Origin of the sequence: Arthrobacter sp. SO5 (assembly GCF_020532805.1) — a bacterium.
Classification (GTDB): Bacteria; Actinomycetota; Actinomycetes; order Actinomycetales; family Micrococcaceae; genus Arthrobacter.
Genome location: NZ_MQTQ01000034.1, coordinates 1 through 21,542 on the forward strand (window position 1 = coordinate 1; position 21,542 = coordinate 21,542).

General features: G+C 67.9%; 23 protein-coding genes, 1 other RNA gene and 1 pseudogene. 14 read left to right on the plus strand and 11 right to left on the minus strand.

Annotation, left to right across the window (positions count from 1 at the left end; genetic code table 11):
- From BJG92_RS05755 to BJG92_RS05800, 10 genes and pseudogenes are all read left to right on the plus strand, one after another.
- Nucleotides 1-351 (plus strand): annotated as a pseudogene (locus BJG92_RS05755) (hypothetical protein); the annotation flags it as partial.
- An 88-nt stretch (nt 352-439) separates the two neighbouring features.
- Nucleotides 440-988, plus strand: coding sequence for an RNA polymerase sigma factor (locus BJG92_RS05760; protein WP_232083070.1), 549 nt, complete (start codon nt 440-442; stop codon nt 986-988).
- Nucleotides 985-1,758, plus strand: coding sequence for a hypothetical protein (locus tag BJG92_RS05765; RefSeq protein ID WP_232083091.1), 774 nt, complete (start codon nt 985-987; stop codon nt 1,756-1,758). Before BJG92_RS05760 ends, BJG92_RS05765 begins: the two co-directional genes overlap by 4 nt.
- 111 nt (nt 1,759-1,869) lie before the next feature.
- Nucleotides 1,870-2,295 (plus strand): CoA-binding protein, encoded by a 426-nt coding sequence (locus BJG92_RS05770; protein ID WP_232083071.1) that lies wholly within the window; start codon nt 1,870-1,872, stop codon nt 2,293-2,295.
- Nucleotides 2,296-2,384: 89 nt separating this feature from the next.
- A complete protein-coding gene (locus BJG92_RS05775; protein ID WP_232083072.1) occupies nt 2,385-3,284 on the plus strand; it encodes a polysaccharide deacetylase family protein in 900 nt (299 codons plus the stop codon).
- Nucleotides 3,285-3,336: 52 nt separating this feature from the next.
- Nucleotides 3,337-3,759: an MmcQ/YjbR family DNA-binding protein gene (locus BJG92_RS05780; RefSeq protein WP_232083073.1), complete on the plus strand. Its 423-nt coding sequence runs from the start codon at nt 3,337-3,339 to the stop codon at nt 3,757-3,759.
- Nucleotides 3,756-4,298: a DUF1990 family protein gene (locus BJG92_RS05785; RefSeq protein WP_232083074.1), complete on the plus strand. Its 543-nt coding sequence runs from the start codon at nt 3,756-3,758 to the stop codon at nt 4,296-4,298. Before BJG92_RS05780 ends, BJG92_RS05785 begins: the two co-directional genes overlap by 4 nt.
- A gap of 14 nt (nt 4,299-4,312) precedes the next feature.
- Nucleotides 4,313-4,480, plus strand: a complete 168-nt coding sequence (locus BJG92_RS05790) for a hypothetical protein (protein ID WP_232083075.1) — start codon at nt 4,313-4,315, stop codon at nt 4,478-4,480.
- A gap of 86 nt (nt 4,481-4,566) precedes the next feature.
- Entirely contained in the window at nt 4,567-4,884 is a 318-nt protein-coding gene (locus tag BJG92_RS05795; RefSeq protein ID WP_232083076.1) for a putative quinol monooxygenase, read from the plus strand.
- A 25-nt stretch (nt 4,885-4,909) separates the two neighbouring features.
- Nucleotides 4,910-5,203 carry a DUF503 domain-containing protein gene (locus BJG92_RS05800; RefSeq protein WP_232083077.1) on the plus strand — a complete coding sequence of 98 codons (294 nt, stop codon included), beginning with the start codon at nt 4,910-4,912 and terminating at the stop codon, nt 5,201-5,203.
- Between the two features lie 97 nt (nt 5,204-5,300).
- On the opposite strand, the gene purL is transcribed toward BJG92_RS05800, so the two are convergent.
- The 3 genes from purL to purS are packed head-to-tail and all read right to left on the minus strand — an operon-like array spanning nt 5,301 to nt 8,648.
- Nucleotides 5,301-7,640, minus strand: a complete 2,340-nt coding sequence (gene purL, locus BJG92_RS05805) for a phosphoribosylformylglycinamidine synthase subunit PurL (protein WP_232083078.1) — start codon at nt 7,638-7,640, stop codon at nt 5,301-5,303.
- Nucleotides 7,637-8,395, minus strand: a complete 759-nt coding sequence (gene purQ / locus BJG92_RS05810; protein ID WP_232083079.1) for a phosphoribosylformylglycinamidine synthase subunit PurQ — start codon at nt 8,393-8,395, stop codon at nt 7,637-7,639. The genes purL and purQ overlap by 4 nt, the downstream gene beginning before the upstream one ends.
- Nucleotide 8,396: 1 nt before the next feature.
- A complete protein-coding gene (gene purS / locus BJG92_RS05815; protein WP_056427643.1) occupies nt 8,397-8,648 on the minus strand; it encodes a phosphoribosylformylglycinamidine synthase subunit PurS in 252 nt (83 codons plus the stop codon).
- 163 nt (nt 8,649-8,811) lie between these two features.
- Between purS and BJG92_RS05820 the strand changes: the two genes are divergently transcribed.
- Together BJG92_RS05820 and BJG92_RS05825 are read left to right on the plus strand one after the other, a co-directional pair.
- Nucleotides 8,812-8,997 (plus strand): hypothetical protein, encoded by a 186-nt coding sequence (locus BJG92_RS05820; RefSeq protein WP_232083080.1) that lies wholly within the window; start codon nt 8,812-8,814, stop codon nt 8,995-8,997.
- A 327-nt stretch (nt 8,998-9,324) separates the two neighbouring features.
- Nucleotides 9,325-12,528: a S8 family serine peptidase gene (locus BJG92_RS05825; RefSeq protein ID WP_232083088.1), complete on the plus strand. Its 3,204-nt coding sequence runs from the start codon at nt 9,325-9,327 to the stop codon at nt 12,526-12,528.
- Between the two features lie 99 nt (nt 12,529-12,627).
- On the opposite strand, the gene BJG92_RS05830 is transcribed toward BJG92_RS05825, so the two are convergent.
- The 4 genes from BJG92_RS05830 to BJG92_RS05845 are packed head-to-tail and all read right to left on the minus strand — an operon-like array spanning nt 12,628 to nt 15,009.
- Nucleotides 12,628-13,008: a serine protease inhibitor gene (locus BJG92_RS05830; RefSeq protein ID WP_232083081.1), complete on the minus strand. Its 381-nt coding sequence runs from the start codon at nt 13,006-13,008 to the stop codon at nt 12,628-12,630.
- Complete coding sequence (locus tag BJG92_RS05835) at nt 13,005-14,003, minus strand: 3-methyladenine DNA glycosylase (RefSeq protein WP_232083082.1); 999 nt, start codon at nt 14,001-14,003, stop codon at nt 13,005-13,007. The genes BJG92_RS05830 and BJG92_RS05835 overlap by 4 nt, the downstream gene beginning before the upstream one ends.
- On the minus strand, nt 13,972-14,535 hold the full coding sequence (locus tag BJG92_RS05840) for an SSI family serine proteinase inhibitor (protein WP_232083083.1): 564 nt from the start codon (nt 14,533-14,535) through the stop codon (nt 13,972-13,974). The genes BJG92_RS05835 and BJG92_RS05840 overlap by 32 nt, the downstream gene beginning before the upstream one ends.
- A gap of 27 nt (nt 14,536-14,562) precedes the next feature.
- The gene (locus BJG92_RS05845) at nt 14,563-15,009 is read right to left on the minus strand and encodes a MarR family winged helix-turn-helix transcriptional regulator (protein ID WP_232083089.1); all 447 of its coding nucleotides are present in this window, start codon (nt 15,007-15,009) and stop codon (nt 14,563-14,565) included.
- A 175-nt stretch (nt 15,010-15,184) separates the two neighbouring features.
- Between BJG92_RS05845 and BJG92_RS05850 the strand changes: the two genes are divergently transcribed.
- Together BJG92_RS05850 and BJG92_RS05855 are read left to right on the plus strand one after the other, a co-directional pair.
- Nucleotides 15,185-15,409: a hypothetical protein gene (locus BJG92_RS05850; RefSeq protein WP_232083090.1), complete on the plus strand. Its 225-nt coding sequence runs from the start codon at nt 15,185-15,187 to the stop codon at nt 15,407-15,409.
- Nucleotides 15,410-15,551: 142 nt separating this feature from the next.
- Complete coding sequence (locus BJG92_RS05855) at nt 15,552-15,767, plus strand: hypothetical protein (RefSeq protein WP_232083084.1); 216 nt, start codon at nt 15,552-15,554, stop codon at nt 15,765-15,767.
- A 73-nt stretch (nt 15,768-15,840) separates the two neighbouring features.
- Here BJG92_RS05855 and BJG92_RS05860 read toward each other — a convergent pair whose 3' ends face one another.
- From BJG92_RS05860 to ffs, 4 genes are all read right to left on the minus strand, one after another.
- Nucleotides 15,841-17,199: an aspartate kinase gene (locus BJG92_RS05860; RefSeq protein ID WP_232083085.1), complete on the minus strand. Its 1,359-nt coding sequence runs from the start codon at nt 17,197-17,199 to the stop codon at nt 15,841-15,843.
- A 324-nt stretch (nt 17,200-17,523) separates the two neighbouring features.
- Nucleotides 17,524-18,123 (minus strand): recombination mediator RecR, encoded by a 600-nt coding sequence (gene recR / locus BJG92_RS05865; RefSeq protein ID WP_232083086.1) that lies wholly within the window; start codon nt 18,121-18,123, stop codon nt 17,524-17,526.
- A 51-nt stretch (nt 18,124-18,174) separates the two neighbouring features.
- The gene (locus tag BJG92_RS05870) at nt 18,175-21,261 is read right to left on the minus strand and encodes a DNA polymerase III subunit gamma and tau (RefSeq protein WP_232083087.1); all 3,087 of its coding nucleotides are present in this window, start codon (nt 21,259-21,261) and stop codon (nt 18,175-18,177) included.
- A gap of 27 nt (nt 21,262-21,288) precedes the next feature.
- Nucleotides 21,289-21,385: signal recognition particle sRNA small type (gene ffs / locus BJG92_RS05875), an RNA gene on the minus strand.
- Nucleotides 21,386-21,542: the final 157 nt, after the last annotated feature.

A 21,542-nucleotide genomic window follows, 5' to 3' on the forward strand; every position in this document is an offset into this window, starting at 1 on the left:
CCCGCCGCCCCCGCCGTTCCGGCCGTTCCGGCAACCCCGGAGCTGCCCGCAGTTCCCGCCGTGCCTGCTGTTCCGGCGTCCCCGGCGTCCCCGTCGTCTCCGTCCGTTGACGGTTCCGCCAAGGGCAACGCCGGCGTTGAGGGTTCGGAGGGCTCCGCCGAGGGCGCCATCGATGCCGATCAGGATGGTGTCTCCGCCGAGGGCGCCGCCAACGCCAAGGGTGCTGCCCAGGCCAAGGCCCACGCCGACGTGACCGTCGCTGTCCCCGCAGTCCCGGGCGCCAAGGATCTGCCGGCAACGCCGGCCGTTCCGGCGCTGCCGGCCGCCGAGCTGCCCAAGCTCGACAAGTAGGCATTGAACGCCTCTCCAGGGAGGCGCCGGGGGTGCGGCCGCTAGACTTGCCGGGGCCGCACCCCAGCAGTAACGGAAGGACAGCCTCTTGGCGGAACAGCTCAGCGATGACGAATTGTCAGCGGCTCTAGCTGGCGAACCCTCAGGATTCAGTGCTGTCTACACGGTCATTTCCCCCGCGGTGCTCGGCTACTTCCGGGCCCGCGGAGTGGACGACGCGGAGGCGCTCACGCAGGACGTCTTCGTTGCCGTGCTGCCGAAACTGGCCAAGGTCACGGGCGGCCACGCCGGCTTGCGGACCTTCATTTTTTCCATCGCCCACGCCCGGCTGGTCGATTACCACCGGCGGGCCGAACGCACGCCGTACCTGGCCGAATACGATCCGCGGGATGACACCCGGTATGCGGCCTCCGCCGAGGATGAGGCGTTGGGCTCCCTCGGCGGCATTTCAGGCACGCTCGCCCGGCTCAATGAGGAGCAGCGGGAAGTGCTTGTCCTGCGGATCATCGCGGACCTCTCCATCGACCAGGTGGCCCGCGTCATGGACAAGTCGCCCGGGGCCGTCAAACAGCTTCAGCGACGCGGGCTCAGCGCCCTGCGCGAACTCGTCACCGAAAAGGACCACGCAGCATCATGACCGGAACACGCGAACCCCAGCGGGAAGGCAGCAGCCAGGCGATGCTCCGCGATTCCGGCCTCGAAGCGTCCCCCGAGCTCCGCAGCTCCCTCGACCAGCTCCGCGCCCTCATCCCGGAACTGGCCCCCGCGCCCCGCGCCGACCTCGCGGCGTTGCTGGCCGCGGGAGCCTCTTCCGCCGGCCGTTCGCGCGGCACGACGACGGCGGCGCCGCCTATCGCTTCCACCGACGGGTTACGGCCCGCGGAATCCCTGCCTGCGGGCGTCACCCGCCTGGCCGGGGACCGCGGCCGGAAGCGCCGGCTGGCCCTCGTCGGCGGCGCCGTTGCCGGCGCGATGACCCTGGGAGCGGGCGCTGTCGCGGCCTCCAGCGAGGACTTCCGCGAAAACATCAGCAAGATTGTGGCATCCATCTTCCAGCAGTCCAGCCCGGCTCCGGAGCCGACCCCGGAGCCCGCACGGCCGTCGCCGGCCGATGTACCCGAAGCCCCGGCGCCCCCGGCAGGGCCGAGCCCAGCCGGCGCGACGGCACCGGGGACACCTGCGCCCGCAGCGCCACCCACCCTTCCCGCAGTCGTGCCTCCCGCAGCCGGCCAGGATCATCCGACGCCGAGCCAGCGCGCGGCCACGCGGGCCGTCCCCGCCGTCCCCGCCATACCCAAATTCCCCGGCGTCCCCGGTGCGGGCAACGGCCTGCCGGACGTGCCGGACAGGCTCGCGCCCGCCCTGCCGGGGGTCACACCGCCGCCGGTGCTCCCCGGCGGGCCTTAAGGAACTCCGGGCAGATACTCTTGGGTGCGGAGCACATCGGCTGCGCGGCTTACCATGGCGTTGCCGCGGGTTCCGCTCCAGGCGCTGCGATGAGGCGGTTAGGCTGTGGTTATGTCCCATGTGAACGATCCGGTGGTCCTTGAACGTCTGATGCGCACCAAAGGCCGGTGGGCCGTCGTCGGCCTGACCACGAACCAATGGCGTGCCGCCTACGACACCTCCCTCTTCATCCGGGACCGGCTCGGCATGGAGATCATCCCGGTGAACCTTCCCGCCGACCCCGTGCACGGGGAAGTCGGATACTCGAGCCTCGCCGACATTCCGGCCGAGAAGCAGCCCATCGACGTCGTCGACTGTTTCGTGAACTCGCACCTGGTCGGGGCGGTCGTCGACCAGGCGATCGCCGTCGGCGCTAAAGCCGTTTGGCTGCAGCTGGGCGTCATCGATGAAGCGGCGGCCGCCCGCGCCCGGGCCGCCGGACTGGACGTCATCATGAACGCCTGCCCGGCGCAGGACGCCCGGCGTTTCGGACTGTGACGGCCACCCGTAAAGATACGCGCCGAACAGTCATCTCCCTCTGCTAGTCTTCTGCCGACAAGCCACCCCCTTTCGAACCAGGATCACCTATGTGCGAGGACCATCGTGCCCTGTTCGCCGAGCCCACGGGGCGGCGTGCGGCACTGGGGATTCTCGGGGCGTCCCTGGTGACGGCCCTGGGCGCCTGCGCGGCTCCGCAAAGCGCGGCACCGGCACCGGCTCCGGCTCCGCAAAACACGCCACCGGCAACCGCCCCGCACGGCAGGCCGGCATTGCCGGCGGCGCTGGCGGGCGGACACTCCACAGCATCGTCTCCAAGGCCGCCGTCGGCCCTGCGGCGTCCCGGCAACAAGCACCTCCGGCGTGGCTTCATCCCCGACTTCAAGCTGCCCCCGGTCCAGAACGGACTCGCGCCTGTCCTGACCAAGATCGACACGAAGCAGCCCGTCGTGTTCCTCACGATTGACGACGGCGTGACGAGGTCACCCGAGATGGTGCGCCTCATGGCCGAATACGACTACCCGGCATCGATCTTCCTCACCCGGAACTTTGTCCAGGCCGATCCGGGCTTCTTCAAACAGTTCGCGGCCCAGGGCAGCCTCGTGGAAAACCACACCGTGAGCCACAACATCAACATGGTCACCCAACTGGGCTACCAGCAGCAGCTCGCGGAAATCACCGGCATGCAGGATTACGCCCAGCAACACTATGGACGCCGCCCCACGTTGTTCCGGCCACCCGGTGGTGCGTACTCCACTGCCATGCGGCAGGCGGTCGCGGCGGCCGGGATGAAAGCGATTGTCACGTGGGAAACGAAGTCGAACGTCGGGCGCATGGACTACCAGTACGGCAACTCGCTGCGCCCGGGGGACATCGTGCTGATGCATTTCCGGCCCGAATTCGCAGCGGACCTGGCTGCCTTCCGCACGGCCCAGCTCGCCGCCGGTCTTGAAGTGGTCCTGCTCGAGGACTACCTCGGCGTCGTCTAAGCCGCTCAGCTCGCCCGTCGTCAGTGTCGGTTGCGGGAAGTAGGCTCTAACTATGGATGTAGCAGCACTCCGTGGAATCTGCCTCGGCTTTCCCGGGGCTTTCGAGGACTTCCCGTTCGGGCCGGAGACTTCCGTGTTCAAAGTCCGCGCCGCCGCGTCCGGGGGCGCCCGCCAGGAAGCCAAGATGTTCGCGCTGTCCGCCATGGACCAGGCCCATTTCGCCGTGAGCCTGAAATGCGAACCGGCGCTGGCCGAGCAACTGCGCTCCGCGCATCCCGAAATCACCGGAGCCTGGCATTTGAACAAGGCGCACTGGAACGGCGTCCGGCTGGACGGCTCGCTGCCGGATTCGATGGTGCGCGACATGGTGGAGGACTCCTACGACCTCGTCGTCGCGACCCTGACCCGGCGCCAGCAGGAACAGCTCGGGTGGGCCCGGCTCAGCCAGGGCGGCACCCGGCCGGTGCGGCCGTGAGCGGGCCCCGGATCGCCGCCGGCGAGCTGAACTACGAGGGGATTGGCTCGACGGAGCACGGGAACCTGCCCCCTGGCACCCTGACGACTCAGGCCTACGTCGGCCAGGGCATCGCCACCTACCGGCGCGTGGTCCAGGGCATGTTCACCTGGCAGTTGCAGAAGAAGGCCGGACTTCGGGTCCGCGCGGACTCCGACGTCGTCGCCGCCGGCGCACGCGTGGTGAGCGGCTTCGGCGTGGGTCCGTTCCGACTCAACGCGCCCTGCGAGGTCGTCTGGGTCCGCCGGCCGGTGCCGGGCGACGGGCCGCAGTCCGCGGGATTCGGGTACGGCACGCTCCCCGGGCACCCGGTCCGCGGCGAAGAGGCGTTTGAGATATCGATCGACGCGAAGGGCACGGTGACGATCGCTGTCACGGCGTTCGGCGAGCCGTCCAGCTGGATCTACGCGGCCGGCGGCGCCGTGGCCCGGCGGGCACGGAGGCACGTCACGTCCCGCTACATTAGGAGTGCACGGGAACTGGCTGCGGGCGCGAACTGAGCGCGAGCCTTTGGATGCTTGATCAGCAGGTGCTTGACCTATTGTGCGACTTTGAGGACCCAGGGCTCTCGGATCCCCGTTTCCGCCCCGCGCTCGACAAGGAGGCGTACGACGGCGACGAGCCGACAGTAGCGGTCCGGGTGCTCCCCCAACTTCAACGCGGGGTCACTTACGGTCCCTAAACGCCCCCGCAACGGGCCGGATGTGACCCCGCGTTGTCCTGTTGCAAGAATGGAACCTCCGGAATCTGAATGAAAGGCTTCAGCCAATGATCTTCATCGTCGTCAAATTCAAGGTCAAGCCCGAGTGGTCCGGGCGCTGGCTCGGCCTCGTGGAGGATTTCACCCAGGCCACCCGCAGGGAACCCGGCAACCTCTGGTTCGACTGGTCCCGGAGCGTGGAGGATCCCGACGAATTCGTCCTGGTCGAGGCCTTCAAGGACAACGCCGCCGGGGACCACGTCAACAGCGCGCACTTCCAGAAGGCCATGGCCGACATGCCGCAGGCACTGCTGGAGACCCCCCGGATCGTCAGCCGCCAGTTCGACGGCGAAGGCTGGGACCGGATGGGCGAGCTCACCATCTGACCGTACCGCTTGGGAGGACTGGGCCATGTGGATCGGCTGGATTGAATTCGACCTCCTCCTCGGCGACGTTCATACGCTGAAGGAGAAACGCTCCGTCGTGCGCCGCCTGGTCGCGGATATCAAGCGGCGGTTCGACGTATCCGTGGCCGAGGCCGGGCTGCAGGACCAGCACCGGCGGAGCGTCGTCGGCGTCGGCCTTGTCGCGGCTGACCGGGCCCACCTCGTGGAGGTGCTGGCCGCCGTCGAACGCTTCGTGGCCGGCCTCCCGGAACTGGAGTTGCTCAGCGCTCGCCAGCGCGAACTCCGCAGCGACGACTAACCGCAGCGACGACTGACAAGCAACGCGGGGTCACTTAGCGCCCATCCCAGAGGGATTTATGGGCGGTAAGTGACCCCGCGTTGCTTGGTGGGTGAGGTTAGCCGAAGTACTTTGGCAGGGTCGCCTCGTGGGCTTCGCGGAGCGCTGCGAGGTTCATGGTGTCGACGCCGTTGATCTCCAGCGTGCCGCCCTCGGCGTCCACGACGCCGATCCGGACATGCGCGAAGCCGCGGGCCGTGCACATGTCCTTGAAGCGGATTTCTTCCGAGCGGGGCACGGAGACGACGGCGCGGCCCTGGGTCTCGGAGAACAGCGCCGTGAACAGGTCCACGCCGTCGCGGTCCAGGACGTCCTGCAAGGCGATCCGGGCACCTACGCCGTAGCGCAGCGAGGACTCCACGAGGGCTGCCGCGAGGCCGCCCTCGGAGAGGTCGTGCGCGGAGTCCACCATGCCGTCGCGGGAGGCGTTGATCAGGATTTCCCCCAGCGCGCGTTCGGCCGCGAGGTCCACTTTGGGCGGCAGGCCGCCGAGGTGTCCGCGCATGTTGGACCATTCCGAGCCGTCCAGTTCCGCCGCCGTCGTGCCGAGCAGGTAGATAGCCTGGCCGTCCTCGCGCCAGCCCGACGGCGTACGGCGTGCGACGTCGTCGAACTTGCCGAGCACGGCCACTACGGGGGAGGGGTGGATGGGGACGGTGCCGGTCTGGTTGTAGAGCGAGACGTTGCCGCCGGTGACCGGGATGCCCAGGACCATGCAGGCGTCGGACAGGCCGCGGATGGCTTCGGCCAGCTGCCACATGACGTCCGGGTCCTCCGGGGAGCCGAAGTTCAGGCAGTCGCTGACGGCCATCGGCACGGCGCCGGACGTGGCAACATTGCGGTAGGCCTCGGCCAGCGCCAGCTGCGCGCCGTGGTACGGATCGAGGTAGGTGTAGCGGCCGTTGGCGTCGGTGGCCAGGGCCACGCCGAGGCCGGTTTCCTCGTCAACCCGGACCACGCCGGCGTCGTCGGGGTACGCCATCGCTGTGTTGCCGCCGACGTACCGGTCGTACTGCTGGGTGATCCAGGACTTGCTGCACATGTTCGGCGAGGCGACGAGCTCGGTGATGGCGGCGGCCAGGTCCGCGGGGGCGGAAGGGCGGCCGGCGTCCTGCACAGACCCCGTGAAGGAGTCCGCCTGCACCGCGTCCTGCCACTCCGGGCGGGCGTACGGTCGGTCGTACACCGGACCGTCGTGGGCCACGGTGCGCGGGTCGACGTCGACGATCACAGCGCCGTCCCACGTGATGATGAGGCGGCCGGTATCGGTCACCTCGCCCAGCCACGAGTACTCCACGGCCCACTTGTCCATGACCGCTTCAAACGCGGCGATGTTCTCCGGGGTGACCACGGCCATCATGCGTTCCTGCGACTCGGACATCAGGATTTCGCCCGGGGTCAGGCTGGGGTCGCGGAGCAGGACGGAGGTCAGCTCGACTTCCATGCCGCCGTCGCCGTTGGAGGCGAGCTCGGACGTGGCGCAGGAAATGCCTGCCGCGCCGAGGTCCTGGATGCCCTCAACGAGGGACGCCTTGAACAGCTCCAGGCAGCATTCGATCAGGACCTTCTCGGCGAAGGGGTCGCCCACCTGGACTGCCGGGCGTTTGGAGGGCTTGGTGTCATCGAAGGACTCCGAGGCCAGCACGGAGGCGCCGCCGATTCCGTCACCGCCGGTGCGGGCACCGAACAGGACCACCTTGTTGCCCTTGCCGGAGGCGTTGGCGAGGCGGATGTCCTCGTGGCGCATGACGCCGACGGCGAGCGCGTTGACCAGCGGGTTGCCCTGGTACACGGAGTCGAAGACCATTTCGCCGCCGATGTTCGGCAGGCCCAGCGAGTTGCCGTAACCGCCGATGCCGGCCACGGCACCGTGCATGACACGCGCGGTGTCCGGGTGGTCGATGGCGCCGAAGCGCAGCGGATCCATCACGGCAACAGGGCGGGCGCCCATGGAGATGATGTCGCGGACAATGCCGCCGATGCCGGTAGCGGCACCCTGGTAGGGCTCCACGAATGACGGGGAATTGTGGGACTCGATCTTGAACGTCACGGCCCAGCCGTCGCCGAGGTTGGTGACGCCGGCGTTCTCGCCGATGCCCACGAGCATGTCCTTCTTCATCTCCTCGGTCACCTTGTCACCGAACTGGCGCAGGTGGTTCTTGGAGGACTTGTAGGAGCAGTGCTCACTCCACATCACGGAGTACATGGCGAGTTCCGCGCCGGTAGGGCGACGGCCCAGGACCTTCACGACCTCGTCGAACTCATTGCGCTTCAGGCCCAGCTCGGCCCAAGGGAGTTCGGTGTCCGGGGTCTTGGCCGCGTTCTCCACGGTGTCGATGTTGAACTTCTTGGTCCCGGCGGCGGTGCCTGCCGTCCGGCCAGTTGACGTCTCCGTCATTTGTTGTCTCCCACGATTTTGTTCAGGACTGAGGTGAAGAAGCCGAGGCCGTCGGTGCTGGACCCGAGCTCCGGGCCGAACCCTGTTTCCACCGCGTGTTCCGGGTGCGGCATAAGGCCCACCACGTTGCCGGCGGCGTTGGAGATGCCCGCGATGTCGCGCCGGGACCCGTTCGGGTTGAAGCCGACGTAGCGGAACACCACGCGTCCCTCCGCCTCCAGCGCATCGAGGGTCTTCTCATCCGCGAGGTACTGGCCGTCCTGGTTCTTCAGCGGCACAGTGATTTCCTGGCCGGCGGCGTAGTCCCGGGTCCAGGCGGTGGTGGTGTTCTCCACCCGCAGGATCTGGTCGCGGCACATGAACTTGAGGTGGTCGTTCTTGATCATCGAGCCGGGAAGCAGGTGCGACTCCGTGAGGATCTGGAAGCCGTTGCAGATGCCCAGCACCGGCAGGCGCGCATCCGAGTTGGCGGCGTCGATGATTACGGACATCAGCGGCGCGAACCTGGCGATGGCGCCGGCACGGAGATAGTCTCCGTAAGAGAAGCCGCCGGGGATCACGACGGCGTCGACGTCGCCCAGGGTCGTGTCGGCGTGCCAGAGCGCCACCGGGGTGGCGCCGGCCAGGCGCACGGCGCGGGCGGCGTCGCGGTCGTCCAGGGTGCCGGGGAAAGTGATGACGCCGATCCGCGCACCGGTGAGCGTGCCTGGACCGGGAGCATCGGCGGTTCCGCCGATCAGGGGGAGTTCAGTCATCTCAGGCCTCGACGACCTCGACGTTGACGACGTCCTCGATCACCGGGTTGGACAGCAGAGTCTCCGCGGCATTCCGGGCCTGGGCCAGGATTTCTTCGGTCACCTCTCCGTCGACCGTGAGTTCAAAGCGCTTGCCCTGGCGGACAGCGCTGAAGGCTGTGAAACCCAGGCGGGGGAGTGCACCTACGATGGCCTTCCCCTGCGGGTCGAGGATCTCGGGCTTGGGCATGACGTCGACAACGATCCGGGGCATCCGGCAACTCCTGTGCGTGAGCGTTGGGTAAGGGCGCAGCGGAGTGGTGCCGTCTCACGCCGATCCGCCCTGTAGTGAGGACGGCATGAAGGGCGCTCCGCGAGCTTGCACGCCCATTCTACCGGCTATGGCCTCGCCGTTGCCCCGTCAGTAGGATGTGCCCATGTCTGGGAAACCGAAATCAGTGCTTTTGCCTGTCGTCGCAGCCGCTGTCTTCGCGGGCCTTGGCCGGATGGTCCTGCAGAAGATCACGGCGGACCGCGCAGCCCGGAGCAGCAATGTTGCCGGGCCTCTCGATGAGAAGACGCGGGCCTGGATCAGTGAAGTGGTCAGGACCCCGCGGCAGTAGGAGAACCACCGGCGCAGGAGCCGCGCGGGTGGCGGGCTTCCGTGATGCCGGAGGGACCCTTCGTCATCCGCTTCCGGGCGGGTTGTCGAATTGTGTGACAAAAGAAAATTTGTTCGATGTGTTCTATGTCATATCCGGCTCTCAGTCTGTACTGTATGAATCGGCTGGTATCCGTCGGGGGCAGGGGGATCAACGGTTCTTTCGCCCCGCCAGTCCGTTGAGCCCGGCACATGACGCCGGGACCGTTCCTTATGAAAGGTCCAACCACACGTGAAATCACCAGGAAAGAGCTTCCTTCGAAGCGGGGGACTCCGGAGGGCCGCGGCACTGACCCTGGGCTTGCCGGTTCTCTTGTCAACGGTCGCCATCGCGCCCGCCACAGCTGCCCAGCTGCAGGGCCCGGCGCTCGCCGGGGTTGCGCAGAACACTCCGGCACAAAAAAATCTGGATCCGAACAGCTACAAGGATGGCCGCTACATCGTCGTTCTGGCAGAGAAGCCGGCGGCCACCTACGACGGCGGAACGGCAGGCCTTGCGGCCACCAAGCCGGAGCAGGGCAAGAAGCTGGACGCCAAGAAGCCTGAAGTCCAGCAATACGAGGCCCACCTCGAGCAGAAGCAGGCCGAGGTGGCCGGACAGCAGAACGTCGCGATCAGGCGCCAGTTCACGACGGCGGTCAACGGCTTCAGCGCTAACCTGACCTCGGACCAGGCCATTAAGCTCGCCAAGAACCCCGGTGTGCTGGTGGTCGCCCCCGACACTGAGAACGCGCCGGACTATTCGAGCACCGATTTCCTGAAGCTCAGCGGCGCCAACGGCACCTGGAACACCAAGTTCGGCGGCCAGGCTGGGGCCGGCAAGGGCGTCGTCGTCGGCGTCATCGACACCGGCTACACCCCCGGAAGTGCGTTCTTCGCAGGCGAGCAGGTCCAGCCCCTCGTCGGCGACCCCGTTGTGGGCGTGCCGTACCGCACCGGCGACGGCAAGATCGCGATGCTCAAGTCCGACGGCGACACTTTCGTTGGTGAGTGCCAGAAGGGCGAGGGTTTCGACGGCTCTGCCTGCAACTCGAAGGTTCTCTCCGCTCACTACTTCGCCGATGACTTCCTGAAGTTCGTGCCGCCGGAAGGCCGGTCGCCGCTGGAAAAGATTTCCCCCGTTGACGCCGCCAGCCACGGCACGCACACGGCCAGCACCGCCGCCGGCAACGCCAACGTCGAGACGTTCGTTGACGGCCGCAGCTTCGGCCTGACCAGCGGCATTGCGCCGGCGGCAAAACTCTCTGTCTACAAGGTCTGCTGGGAAGACACCAACCCCAACACGGGCGGCTGCTATTCCTCCTCCGCCGTGGCGGCCATCGACCAGGCCATCAGTGACGGCGTCGACGTCCTGAACTACTCGATCTCCGGATCCACCACGACCACCACCGACCCTGTCTCCATGGCCTTCCTCTCGGCCGCGTCCGCCGGAATCTTCGTATCCGTCTCGGCCGGCAACTCGGGCCCGACCGCGAGCACGGTCAACCACGGCGCCCCCTGGCTCACGACCGTTGCCGCGAGCAGCTTCTCCCAGGAGCTCCAGGGCACGGTCGAGTTCTCGGACGGCGCCAAATACCGCGGTGCAAGCATCATGAACCGTCAGGTCACCAACGCCGGCGTCGTGCTGGCCGCCACCGCGGCCGCCACCGCCGGGGACGCCAACGCGTCCCTGTGCGGGCCGGGCACCCTGGATCCCGCCAAGGTCACAGGCAAGGTAGTGGTCTGTGACCGCGGCGTCTTTGACCGAGTCTCCAAGAGCGCGGAAGTTGCCCGCGGCGGCGGCGTCGGCATGATCCTGGTGAACCTCACCAACTCCTCGCTGGACACCGACAAGCACGCAGTCCCCACCGTGCACGTCAACCCGCCGGCCACCGAAGCCATCAAGGCCAAGGTGACGGCCAATCCGGCGATCAAGGTCTCCCTGGTTAACAAGGACACCACGGGCCTGGCCCTTGAGGCGCAGCCGCAGATCGCCGGATTCTCCTCCCGCGGCCCGCTGCTGGCCGCCGGCTCCGACCTGTTGAAGCCCGATGTTGCTGCTCCCGGTGTCGCCGTGCTGGCAGGTGTCTCGCCGATCGGTACGGGCGGGGACAACTTCGGATTCCTGTCCGGTACCTCCATGGCCGCGCCGCACGTGGCCGGCTTCGGCGCCCTGATCCTCGGCAAGAACCCGGGGTGGTCCCCGGCCGCGGTCAAGTCCGCAATGATGACCACCGCGAGCGACGTCAAACTCGCCAACGGCAGCAAGGACACGGACGTCTTCGCGACCGGCGCGGGTCAGGTGGACCCGGCCCGCGTGCTGGATCCGGGCCTCGTGTACGACGCAAATGCAGACGACTACCTGGCCTTCATCCAGGGCACCGGGGTTGACCTGGGCATTCCTGGTCTCGCCACCACCAAGCCGCGTGACATGAACGTTCCCTCCTTTGCGCTGGGCAACCTGACCGGCAAGATCGAGGTCACCCGCACGCTGACGGCGCTTACCCCGGGCACCTACCGGGCCAAGACCGATCTTCCCGGCGTCAAGGTCACCGTGACCCCGTCCGTGCTGACCTTCGGCGCGGCCGGTGAGAAGAAGTCCTTCAAGGTGTCCTTCGAAAACCAGAACGCCGCCCTCGGCAAGTTCGCGATGGGTTCACTCACCTGGCAGGGCGCCAACAAGAATGTCGCCTCTCCGATCGCGGTCCGGCCGCAGGCGGTCATGGCGGCCACTGATGTTGCCTTCACCTCCGAAGGTGGCACCGGCTCCGGTGACATCAAGCTGGTCTCCGGCAGCAACTCGCCCATCAACATGACCCTGGACGGCCTGTCCAAGGCCGACTCCGCCGGCATCGAACTGGTCCCGGGCGAAGCCGTCCTGGGGGCCACCAACGCCTCCAACTACGCCAAGGAAGTCCAGGTCCCGGCCGGCGTGAAGCTGGCCAAGTTCTCCGTGTACTCAGCGGACCCGAATGCCGACTTCGACATGTTCGTGGTGAATCCGGCCAACCAGCTGATCCAGGTCGCAACCTCGTCCGCCAGCGAGTCGCTGTCCATCCCCAACCCGGCGCCGGGAACGTACCGGATCTTCATCAACCTGTACGCCAGCCCGAACGGGCAGCCCACGAAGGCAAGCGTGGATGCGGCCATTCTGGGCGCCAACGTAGGCAACGCGACGCTGACCCCGAACCCGCTGCGCCTCGCCAACGGCCAGACCGGGAAAGTCACGCTGAACTGGAAGGGCCTGGCCGTTGGTTCCTACATCGGCCGGGTGACGTACGCCGGGGCAAGCGAGCCGACGTTCGTCAGCGTGATCGTGACTCCGGCCGGCACCGTGGTGGTTCCGCCGACGTCCGAGGACCAGAGCAGCAACGACGGCCCCGGCGACAGCGGCGACACCAGCCACGACAGCAAGGACAAGAAAGACAAAAAGGACAAGGGCAAGAAGGTGAAGATGGAGAAGGGCAAGTTCCAGAATGAGGATCTGCTCGAGGCTCCAAACAACGCCATCTAGGCGGAATCCAGCTACGTGACAACCATGGCATTGGCCGGCGGTTTCCACCGCCGGCCAATGTTGTTTAACCCGAGCCCGGCCCGTCCCGGCCTGCGCGTCCTAGATCGCGCCGGTAGAACCCGCGAGCCCGCCGAGCAGCGGCATCATGGCACGCCACCGGGCGATCTCGCAGCCGTCAGTGCGGCTGAACGCGCTGCGCACTTCGCGCCCCAGGAACCAGCCCGTCACCACAGCCACCTGCGGGCCGCCGTATTGCTGCGTGCACATCTTCGGCGGACCCGGCTGGGGAAAGAAGACATCCTCGCCGAACCGCTGGACGGCCTCCAGGGCTGCGGCCGGGTCCGGCAGGGTGGATGCCGGGGAGACCGTGCCGCCGTCGGCCGCCAGGCGGAAGGTGTACTCCGGGGCTCCCGGCGCCTCCGTCAGCCGCACGGTGAGGTCGACGTCGTGCCGGCCGTCGGGGTTGTGCGAAACGGTCATGGCCGTCCTTTCGTGCTTTCGTGGGGATGCGGCGTGCCGGCCGGCCGGGCGTCGCCGGCCAGAGCCCGGAGCAGAGGTGTGAGCTCAAGGAGAAGGCGCCGGCGCAGTTCCTGCGATTCGGCTGCGAAGGCGCGCTGGTAGTCAACGTACTCGGCCTTGCCGTCCGGTGTCTCGATCCTGATGGCCGGATAGCCCCATTCGTCCAGGTCGTAGGGCGAGGCGCGCATGTCCATCGCCCGGATCCGCCAAGAGAGCTCAAAGCAGTCCATGACCAGTTCGCTGGGCAGCAGGGGAGCCAGTTTGTACGCCCACTTGTAGAGGTCCATGTTGGCGTGGAGGCAGCCGGGCTGTTCCATGGTCCGCTGGTTCTCCCTGCTCGGTTCCAGACTGTTCAGCGGCACTGCATCGGGGGTGTAGAAGCGGAATGCGTCGAAGTGCGAGCAGCGGATCCGGTTGTCCTCGACCACCTGGTCCGTCCGCTCGGAACCCAGCCGCAGCCGGAGGTACTCGTGGCGGAGCTCGAATTTGTCCTGCCTGTAGACCATCGCCCATTCGTGCAGCCCGAAGCAGCCGAACTGGGCCGGCCGTGCCGCGGTTCCCGCGAGGATGATCCCGGCGAACTGCAGGGCGTCCCGGCGGTCGCGCACGAAGGCGTCGACGTCGACAGTGACGGCGGTGCCCGCCGGCAGCCCCGCGGCGGCAACTTCGCCGCCGTCGAGAGCGCGGTAGTACTTCCACCCGGTGCGCTCCGCAGCGGCCGGGCCGGAGAGGACGGCACCGGCGCCGGGATGCCATCGCAGCAGCTGTCCGGGCTTCTGGGTGTAGTAGGTGAAGAGGAAGTCCTCGACCGGGTGTTTCTGCCCGGCGGACCTTCGCGCAAGGTAGGGATCCGAGTACCGGCGGACGCGTTCCTGGTGTGCTTCCTGGCGCTGCAGCCAGTCATCCTGGGGGAGGTGCTGCAGTTTAGACAGCCCCGCCGGTGGAGCCCAGAACATCCTTGGCGGCATTCCAGGCGGAGATTTCGCAGCCGTCGCGCAGGCTGAAGCTCGCCTCAACGGGGTTGCCGTCCACGACGCCGGTGACGGTCGCCTGCTGCGGGCCGCCGTACTGCTGGGTGCAGGACTGGTCCTTCGCCCGCGGGGCGGGGCTCAGGAGCGCGGCGTTGTTCTTCAGGGCGGTGCACGCCGTCGCGGCGCTGGGGTGCTGGCTTTCGGCCGCCGGCGTTCCGTTCTGGCACACGAGGGTGAAGTTGGCCGGGGCCCCCGTCTCGGAGGGCTTGACCATGATGGCCAGTTCAGCATTGCCTTGGCCGGGCCCGGAGGTCACCGGCGCGGCGGAGGGGGAAGGGGCCGGGGATGTTGTCTCGGTGTCCGGCGAAGTGGTGGCCGAGGGGCTGGCGCTCGCCGGGGCGGAGCTGCTGGACGTGCCCGGCGACGGCGTCTGCGCGGTTCCGCCGCCCTGCGTGCAGGCAGCCAATCCGGCCACTGCCATCAGGACCAGCGCCGCGTGCCTGAGTTGCTTGCGCATTGGCTGTCCTCCTCTGTTTCGCCCAGTCTACCGCCGGAGCGCCTCATCGGCGGCGGCAGGGGCGGACCTTGTCGCCGCGATCAGGTCCATCATGGATGCGTGCAGCTGGCTGACCTGTTCCCGCGTCAGGCCCAGCCGGGCCATCATGGTGCCGGGGACGGCCGTGGCCTGCTGCCGCAGCGCCGCGCCGCGGGGAGTCAGACGCACGGCCAGGGCGCGTTCATTGCCTTCCATCCGCTGTCGTGTGATGAAACCGGCCGTTTCTAGGCGTCGCAGCAGCGGCGAGATGGTCGCCGGCTCCTGGGCGAGGGACTCGCTGATGTCCCGCACGGAGCGGGGGCTCGATTCCCAGAGACACAGCATCACGAGGTACTGGGGGTGGGTCAGGCCCAGCGCGTCCAGCACGGGCTTGTACGCGCCGACCACACTGCGGGAGGCCACGGTCAGGGCGTAGCAGAGCTGGTGTTCGAGCAGGAGATCATCCCGGGTGGCTTCGTCGGCCGCCGGGGTTGCTGCTGCGGGATCTGCGCGGCCGGTGCCGGCTCCTCTTCGTTCGGTCACATCCGTCACGGGGTCCTCCTCGGATAGTTAGTGTGCTAATGATTAGCGTACACTGATGGAAACGTCATGGGATGAGGAGCGGATAGCGATGGCCAAGGAAAAAGGGGCCCAGAGGTTCATGCGGGCAACCGGAAAGCTCCGGATGATTTTCGGACCGGCGAACCGCGGTTCCCTCGGCCACGAGATGACAGCGCAGAACCGGGAGTTGCTGGCGCAGCGCGAGGCCGAGACCCAGCAATGGGAGACCCTGCACAGGCCCGACGGGAGCACCTACGTGGTACCCCGGAACCCCGGGGACAAGTCCCTCCGCTGAGCCCTTTGTGCACCATCCGGTCCCGATCCGCGGCGTCGGCACCCATGCCTTTTCCCGCCGTCGGGCGTAAAATAAGGGCACTGGAACGGCCGGGACCACGGCTGCTCCTCCTGACCCGATCGTTGGAGAGGGGGTGGGAATTGTGGCACGTGCACTGAGACGGCTGCACCCGTCGTTCTGGGCGCCCTTCGTCTTCGGACCCGCCTCGCGGGGCGACTACTCTGTGCCTGTTTCGCACAAGCATGACGAGTTCGAGCGGGCATCCGAGGTGGACCTCGCCGGGTTTGAAGTGGAGACTGACGCGCAGGGGCATCATTACGCCGTCCGAAAGGAAGACCTCCCGAAAGAGGCGGTCTGAACGGCGCGTGGGCGGCTTTAGAGCCCGCGAGGGTGGGCGAAAGGGGGCGGCTGGTGCTGCCCTACACCATTGTCTAGCGGCCGGTGCCGCCGTAGACCGTTGCCTCATCGTCGCTGTCCAGGTCGAAGGCCCTGTGGATGGCGCGTACGGCGTCGTCCAGCAGATCCGCGTGCGTCACCACCGAGATTCGGATCTCGGAGGTGGAGATCATGTTGATGTTGATTCCTGCCTCCGAGAGCGCTGCGAAGAACCGGGCCGAGACGCCGGGGTGGGAGCGCATGCCGGCGCCGATCAGCGACAGCTTGCCGATCTTCTCGTTGTACTCGATGCTCTCGAAGCCGATCCGGTCCTGGGCGGCGCGCAGGGCCGCCAGGGCCTCGGCGCCCTCGACGATCGGCAGGGTGAAGGAGATGTCCGTCCGGCCGGTCCCGTGCGTGGAGACGTTCTGGACGATCATGTCGATGTTCGAGTGGGCGTCGGCAATGACCTGAAAGATCGCTGCGGCCTTACCGGGGATATCCGGAACCCCGACGACCGTTACCTTGGCTTCGGAACGGTCGTGGGCAACGCCGGAGATGATTGGCTGCTCCAAGGCAACTCCCTTTTGGGTGGTGATCTTGTCGTCGGCGCTGGGCAGGACCCAGGTGCCTTCGTTCTGGCTGAATGAGGAACGGACGTGCAGCGGCATTCCGAAGCGGCGGGCGTACTCGACGCAGCGCAGGTGCAGGATCTTGGCTCCTGAGGCCGCCAGTTCCAGCATCTCCTCACTGGAGATGCGGTCGATCTTCCGGGCGGAGGGGACCACCCGCGGATCCGCGGTGTAGATGCCGTCAACGTCGGTGAAGATTTCGCAGACGTCGGCGTCGAGGGCGGCGGCCAGCGCCACCGCGGTTGTGTCCGATCCGCCGCGGCCCAGGGTGGTGACTTCGTTTGTGTGCCGGCTCATGCCCTGGAAGCCTGCGACGATCGCGATGTGGCCCTTGTCCAGGGCGGTGCGGATGCGGTGCGGGTCGACGTCGATGATCCGGGCCTTGCCGTGGATGCCGTCGGTGATCATGCCGGCCTGGGAGCCGGTGAAGGACTGGGCGGAGGCGCCGAACTTGTTGATGGCCATGGCGAGCAGGGCCATGGAGATCCGCTCGCCAGCGGAAAGGAGCATGTCCATTTCCCGCGCCGGTGCGGAGTCGGTGACCTGCGCGGCGAGGTCGAGGAGTTCGTCGGTGGTGTCGCCCATGGCGGAGACAACCACAACTACTTCGTCGCCGGCGTTCTGGGCATCGACCACGCGCCTGGCAACACGCCGGATGCCTTCTGCGTCCGAGACCGAGGATCCGCCGAACTTTTTCACGACGAGGTGTTTGGTGGCGGCGCCGCTGGCGGGCAGCTCCTGCTGCTGCGGCCCGGGCTGGGCTTCGGTAGTGGGCAAACTCATGCGCGCACCCTCACTGGATCATCGGGGTTCTGGGCCAGGCAACCAAAACGGCGCGACGGCGTATCTTCTGAGCCCAGTTTATCGCCGGGACCGCCCGGGTGCTGAATTGTGACCGAATGGCAGACACCCCGCTGGACATGCGCTCCGCTTGGGCCTGGGGTTGGACATATGCCGTGGCCCCGCTGGACATGCGCTCCGCTCGGGCCCGGGGTTGGACATATGGGCGCTATGTCCAATGGCGGGCGCAGGGGCTGGGCATGTCCAGCGGATCGGACCGGGAATCACTACGACGGCGTGCGCCAGTGGGCCGGTCCGCGGCGGCGGCTAGCTGAGCGCGTTGCGGCGGCCTTCGAAGGCGCGGCCCAGGGTGACTTCGTCGGCGTACTCGAGGTCCCCTCCCACGGGCAGGCCTGACGCGAGCCTGGTGACGGCGATGCCGATCGACTTGAGCATCCGGGCCAGGTACGTGGCCGTGGCCTCGCCTTCAAGGTTGGGGTCCGTGGCGATGATGATTTCCTGGATGGCGCCGTCGTTCAGCCGCGTGAGCAGCTCGCGAATCCGGAGCTGTTCCGGGCCGATCCCGGCAATCGGGTTAATCGCCCCGCCCAGCACGTGGTAGCGGCCCCGGAACGAGCGCGTGCGCTCCACCGCCAGGACGTCCTTGGATTCCTCGACCACGCAGATGATTGACGGGTCCCGGCGCGGGTCGCGGCAGATATTGCACAGCTCCTGCTCCGTGACGTTGCCGCAGGCCGTGCAGAACTTGACCCGTTCCTTGACTGAGGTGATGGCCTCGACGAGCCGCTTCATGTCCTGCGGATCGGCCTCAAGGATGTGGAAGGCCAGCCGCTGGGCAGACTTTGGCCCGACTCCGGGAAGGCGTCCGAGCTCGTCAATCAGCTCTTGAACCGCACCTTCGTACACAATGTCCTCGTTCGTTTGGAGTGGTTGCCGGCGGAGTGCCGGGCGGGCTGGCTAGAAGCGCGGCGGCAGCGGACTTCCGTCCAAGGAGCGCTCTTCGACCAGCTTTCCGCCCAGAATACGCTCGACGGCGGCACGGCCGAAAACACCCGATTCCTCTATTGTTTCGTCATCCGCGCTGGGAATGTCCTGGACATGGGTGGTGAGGGCCGAGGCGCGGGCGGGAGCCTTTGCGCGGCCAGCCTCGGCCTCCGGGCTGTTGGACAGCCGCTGGTACAGGCTTTGACGGGCCGTCATGCCGGCATCGGCCGGAGCATCGGGCGCCGCAGGAGCTGCGGGCGCCGTCGCCGAAGGTACTGCCGGTGCCGCGGGCGCTGCGGCCGTTTGGGCGCCGGCAGCGGAGACAGAGGCTCCGGCCCCGGCGGGCACCAACTGCGCGGACTCGCCCCAGCCGCTGGACGAGGAGGGGGCAGCTTCGTAGGCGGCCGAAGCCGACACCGGCGACGCGTACTGCGGGATCTGGGCTGTCGCGGGCTCGTAGTGCTGCGGTTCCGGCTCGGGGCTGTACGCGGGAGCCTCGGCTTCAGCCGGCGGGTACTTCCCCACGTTGGACTCCGTGCCGATCGTCCAGATCCCGGAGGACTCTTCAACGGCGCTTCCCCACGGATCGTTGGCGGTCTCCGGGGCCTTGGCTTCAGGGGAGACGGCCGACGGCGCGCCGGTTGCCGCTCCGGAACCGGCCGGGACGGCGGACTTCTTGCGGGCTGGGGCCGCGGCCGGCTCCTGGGCGGGCCGGCGTACGACGGGAGCCGAGGGTTCCCAGTCCAGGGGCGGCTCCTCGTCCAGCGGCGGAGCGTCCTCGTCCCGCGGGGGACCCCAGTCGTCGTCGGTGTAGGCATAAGATCCGGAGTGTTCTGCGGAAGGAGCGGGCACTGGGGCGCCGGACGCCGGGGCCACGGGGCCCGACGGCGGCTGCGGGGCCGACGCGGCAGCCGCTTCCGCCACAGGGGCCTCCGTCGGGGGCGTCGGTGCCCCGGCGTCGAGTTCGCCATCCAGTTCGGCAGCCAGTGCAGGCGCCGGAGCCGGCGGCGTGACTGGCGCGTGAACAGCAGACGGTCCGGCGGCAGGGCCGGGTTCCGGTGCCGGCTCCGGCTGGGGGCCGGTCTGCCCGGTGGCTGGGGGCAGGCCCCAGTCGGCATCGGTGGTCGGTGCCGGGACGTCCCGGCTATCTGGTGCTTTTGGGTTTGGGTCAGAGCTCGCTGTGCTGTTGCTGCCGCCGGCGACCGCATTGATCTGGCAGTCAATGCCGATCGTCGTGTGGATCGCCTGCCGCAGGTTCTCGGCGTGGTCCGCTCGGCCGAACGCGCCGGCCAGGCCTGACGTGGTGAAGGCGAGGGTCAGGACCTGGCCCTCGAAGTGGCCTACCTGTGCATTGGGCTCGACGAGCGCCCACGTGCTCCGCTTGATCTTGGTCAGGGTCTGCAGGATTTCAGGCCAGGCACGGCGGAGGACCTCGACGTCGGGCCCGGAACCGGAAACCGGGAACGGTGCGGAAGCCGCCGCCGGAGTGGGCATGTCGGCCTGCTGGGACTGCACACGGCTCGGCTGGGCCGGCGTGGACGGCTGGGGACCCGACGGTGCTGACCGCGCCGGCCGGGAAGCCTGGGCTGCGGGGGCATGGCCGGATATACCGCGGCTGGCCGCGGCGGGCTCCTCGACGGGCCAGTCGCGGGTGCTGACCCGCGGCGCAGTGAGCGGTTCCCTGGACGCTTCGACGCGAGCAGTTGACACTGGTTCGGCCTCGGCCTCAGCTGCGGGCACCGGGGAGGTGTCCGGCGCCGGGGTTGCCGGGGAAGCGGCAGGTCGTGCGGCTGAAACCTCCCGGACGGGAGAGGAGGAAGCTGCTGCAGGGCCGGAAACGGCGGCAGCCGGTGCGGGGGACACGGCGGCGGGATGTCCGACGTCGTTCCCGGCGTAGTTCAGGCGCCGCTCAACCCGGTCGATCCGGGCCGCAATGCCGCGCTCCGTCTGCTCGGAGGAGGGCAGCAGGATGCGGGCGCAGAGCAGCTCCAAGTGCAGGCGCGGGGACGTGGCCCCGGTCATCTCAGTCAGTGCCGTATTGGTGACGTCGGCCGCACGGGAGAGCTCGGCCGCGCCCAGGTTGTGGGCCTGATGGTGCATCCGCGCGATCTGGTCCGCGGGCATGCCGCGGAGGATTGACTGCGCGCTCTCGGGCAGGGCCTGGACGATAATGAGGTCCCGGAACCGTTCCAGCAGGTCCTCGACGAAGCGGCGGGGGTCGTGGCCGGTCTGGATGACCCGGTCGACCGCGCGGAACACGGTGGCCGCGTCGGAGGCAGCGACGGCCTCCACGACATCATCCAGCAGGGAAGCATGGGTGTAGCCGAGCAGGGCGACGGCGAGCTCGTAGTCAAGGCCCGCCGGACCGGCGCCGGCCATGAGCTGGTCCAGCACGGACAGCGAGTCGCGCACGGAGCCGCCGCCGGCCCGGATAACGAGCGAGAGCACCCCGGGCGCCACGGGGACGTTCTCCTGCGTGCAGAGCAGTTCCAGGTACGCCATGAGCGGCTCCGGCGGCACGAGCCGGAAAGGGTAGTGGTGCGTGCGGGAGCGGATGGTGCCGATGACCTTGTCCGGCTCCGTGGTGGCGAAGATGAACTTGATGTGTTCCGGCGGCTCTTCGACAATCTTGAGCAGGGCGTTGAAGCCGGCGGAGGTGACCATGTGGGCTTCGTCAATGATGAAGATTTTGTAGCGGTCGCGGACCGGGGCGTAGGTAGCGCGTTCGCGGAGGTCGCGGGCGTCGTCCACGCCGCCGTGGCTGGCAGCGTCGATCTCAATGACGTCGAGGGAGCCGGAGCCGCCGCGGGCGAGTTCAACGCAGCTGGGGCACTTGCCGCAGGGAGTGTCCGTGGGACCTTCGGCGCAGTTCAGGCAGCGGGCCAGGATTCGGGCGGAGGTTGTTTTTCCGCAGCCGCGCGGGCCCGAAAAGAGGTAGGCGTGGTTCACACGGTTCTTGCGCAATGCCGTCATCAGCGGCTCGGTGACGTGTTCCTGCCCGATAACGTCCGCGAACGAATCGGGGCGGTATCTGCGGTAGAGAGCGGTAGTAACAGTCACAAATAAACCCTACCAATCGGCACAGACATTAAAGACCCCCCATGCACCCGCCAGAGCCCGTTTACCCTTGCTACCTTCCGGTCCTGGGGGAGTTCAACAGGATGACGCCACATGAGGGGTCGTCACCAAGTTTACCCGACGTTTGAGTGTGCCCCGAATCGGGCCGTGCGGCACCGGGTCCCATCCACCGGACATGCCCATTTTTCGTGCCTGGGAGTGGGCACCTTGGGATTATGTCCAGTGGCTGGTGGGAGGGTGGGGCATGTCCCGCGGGGGAGGGT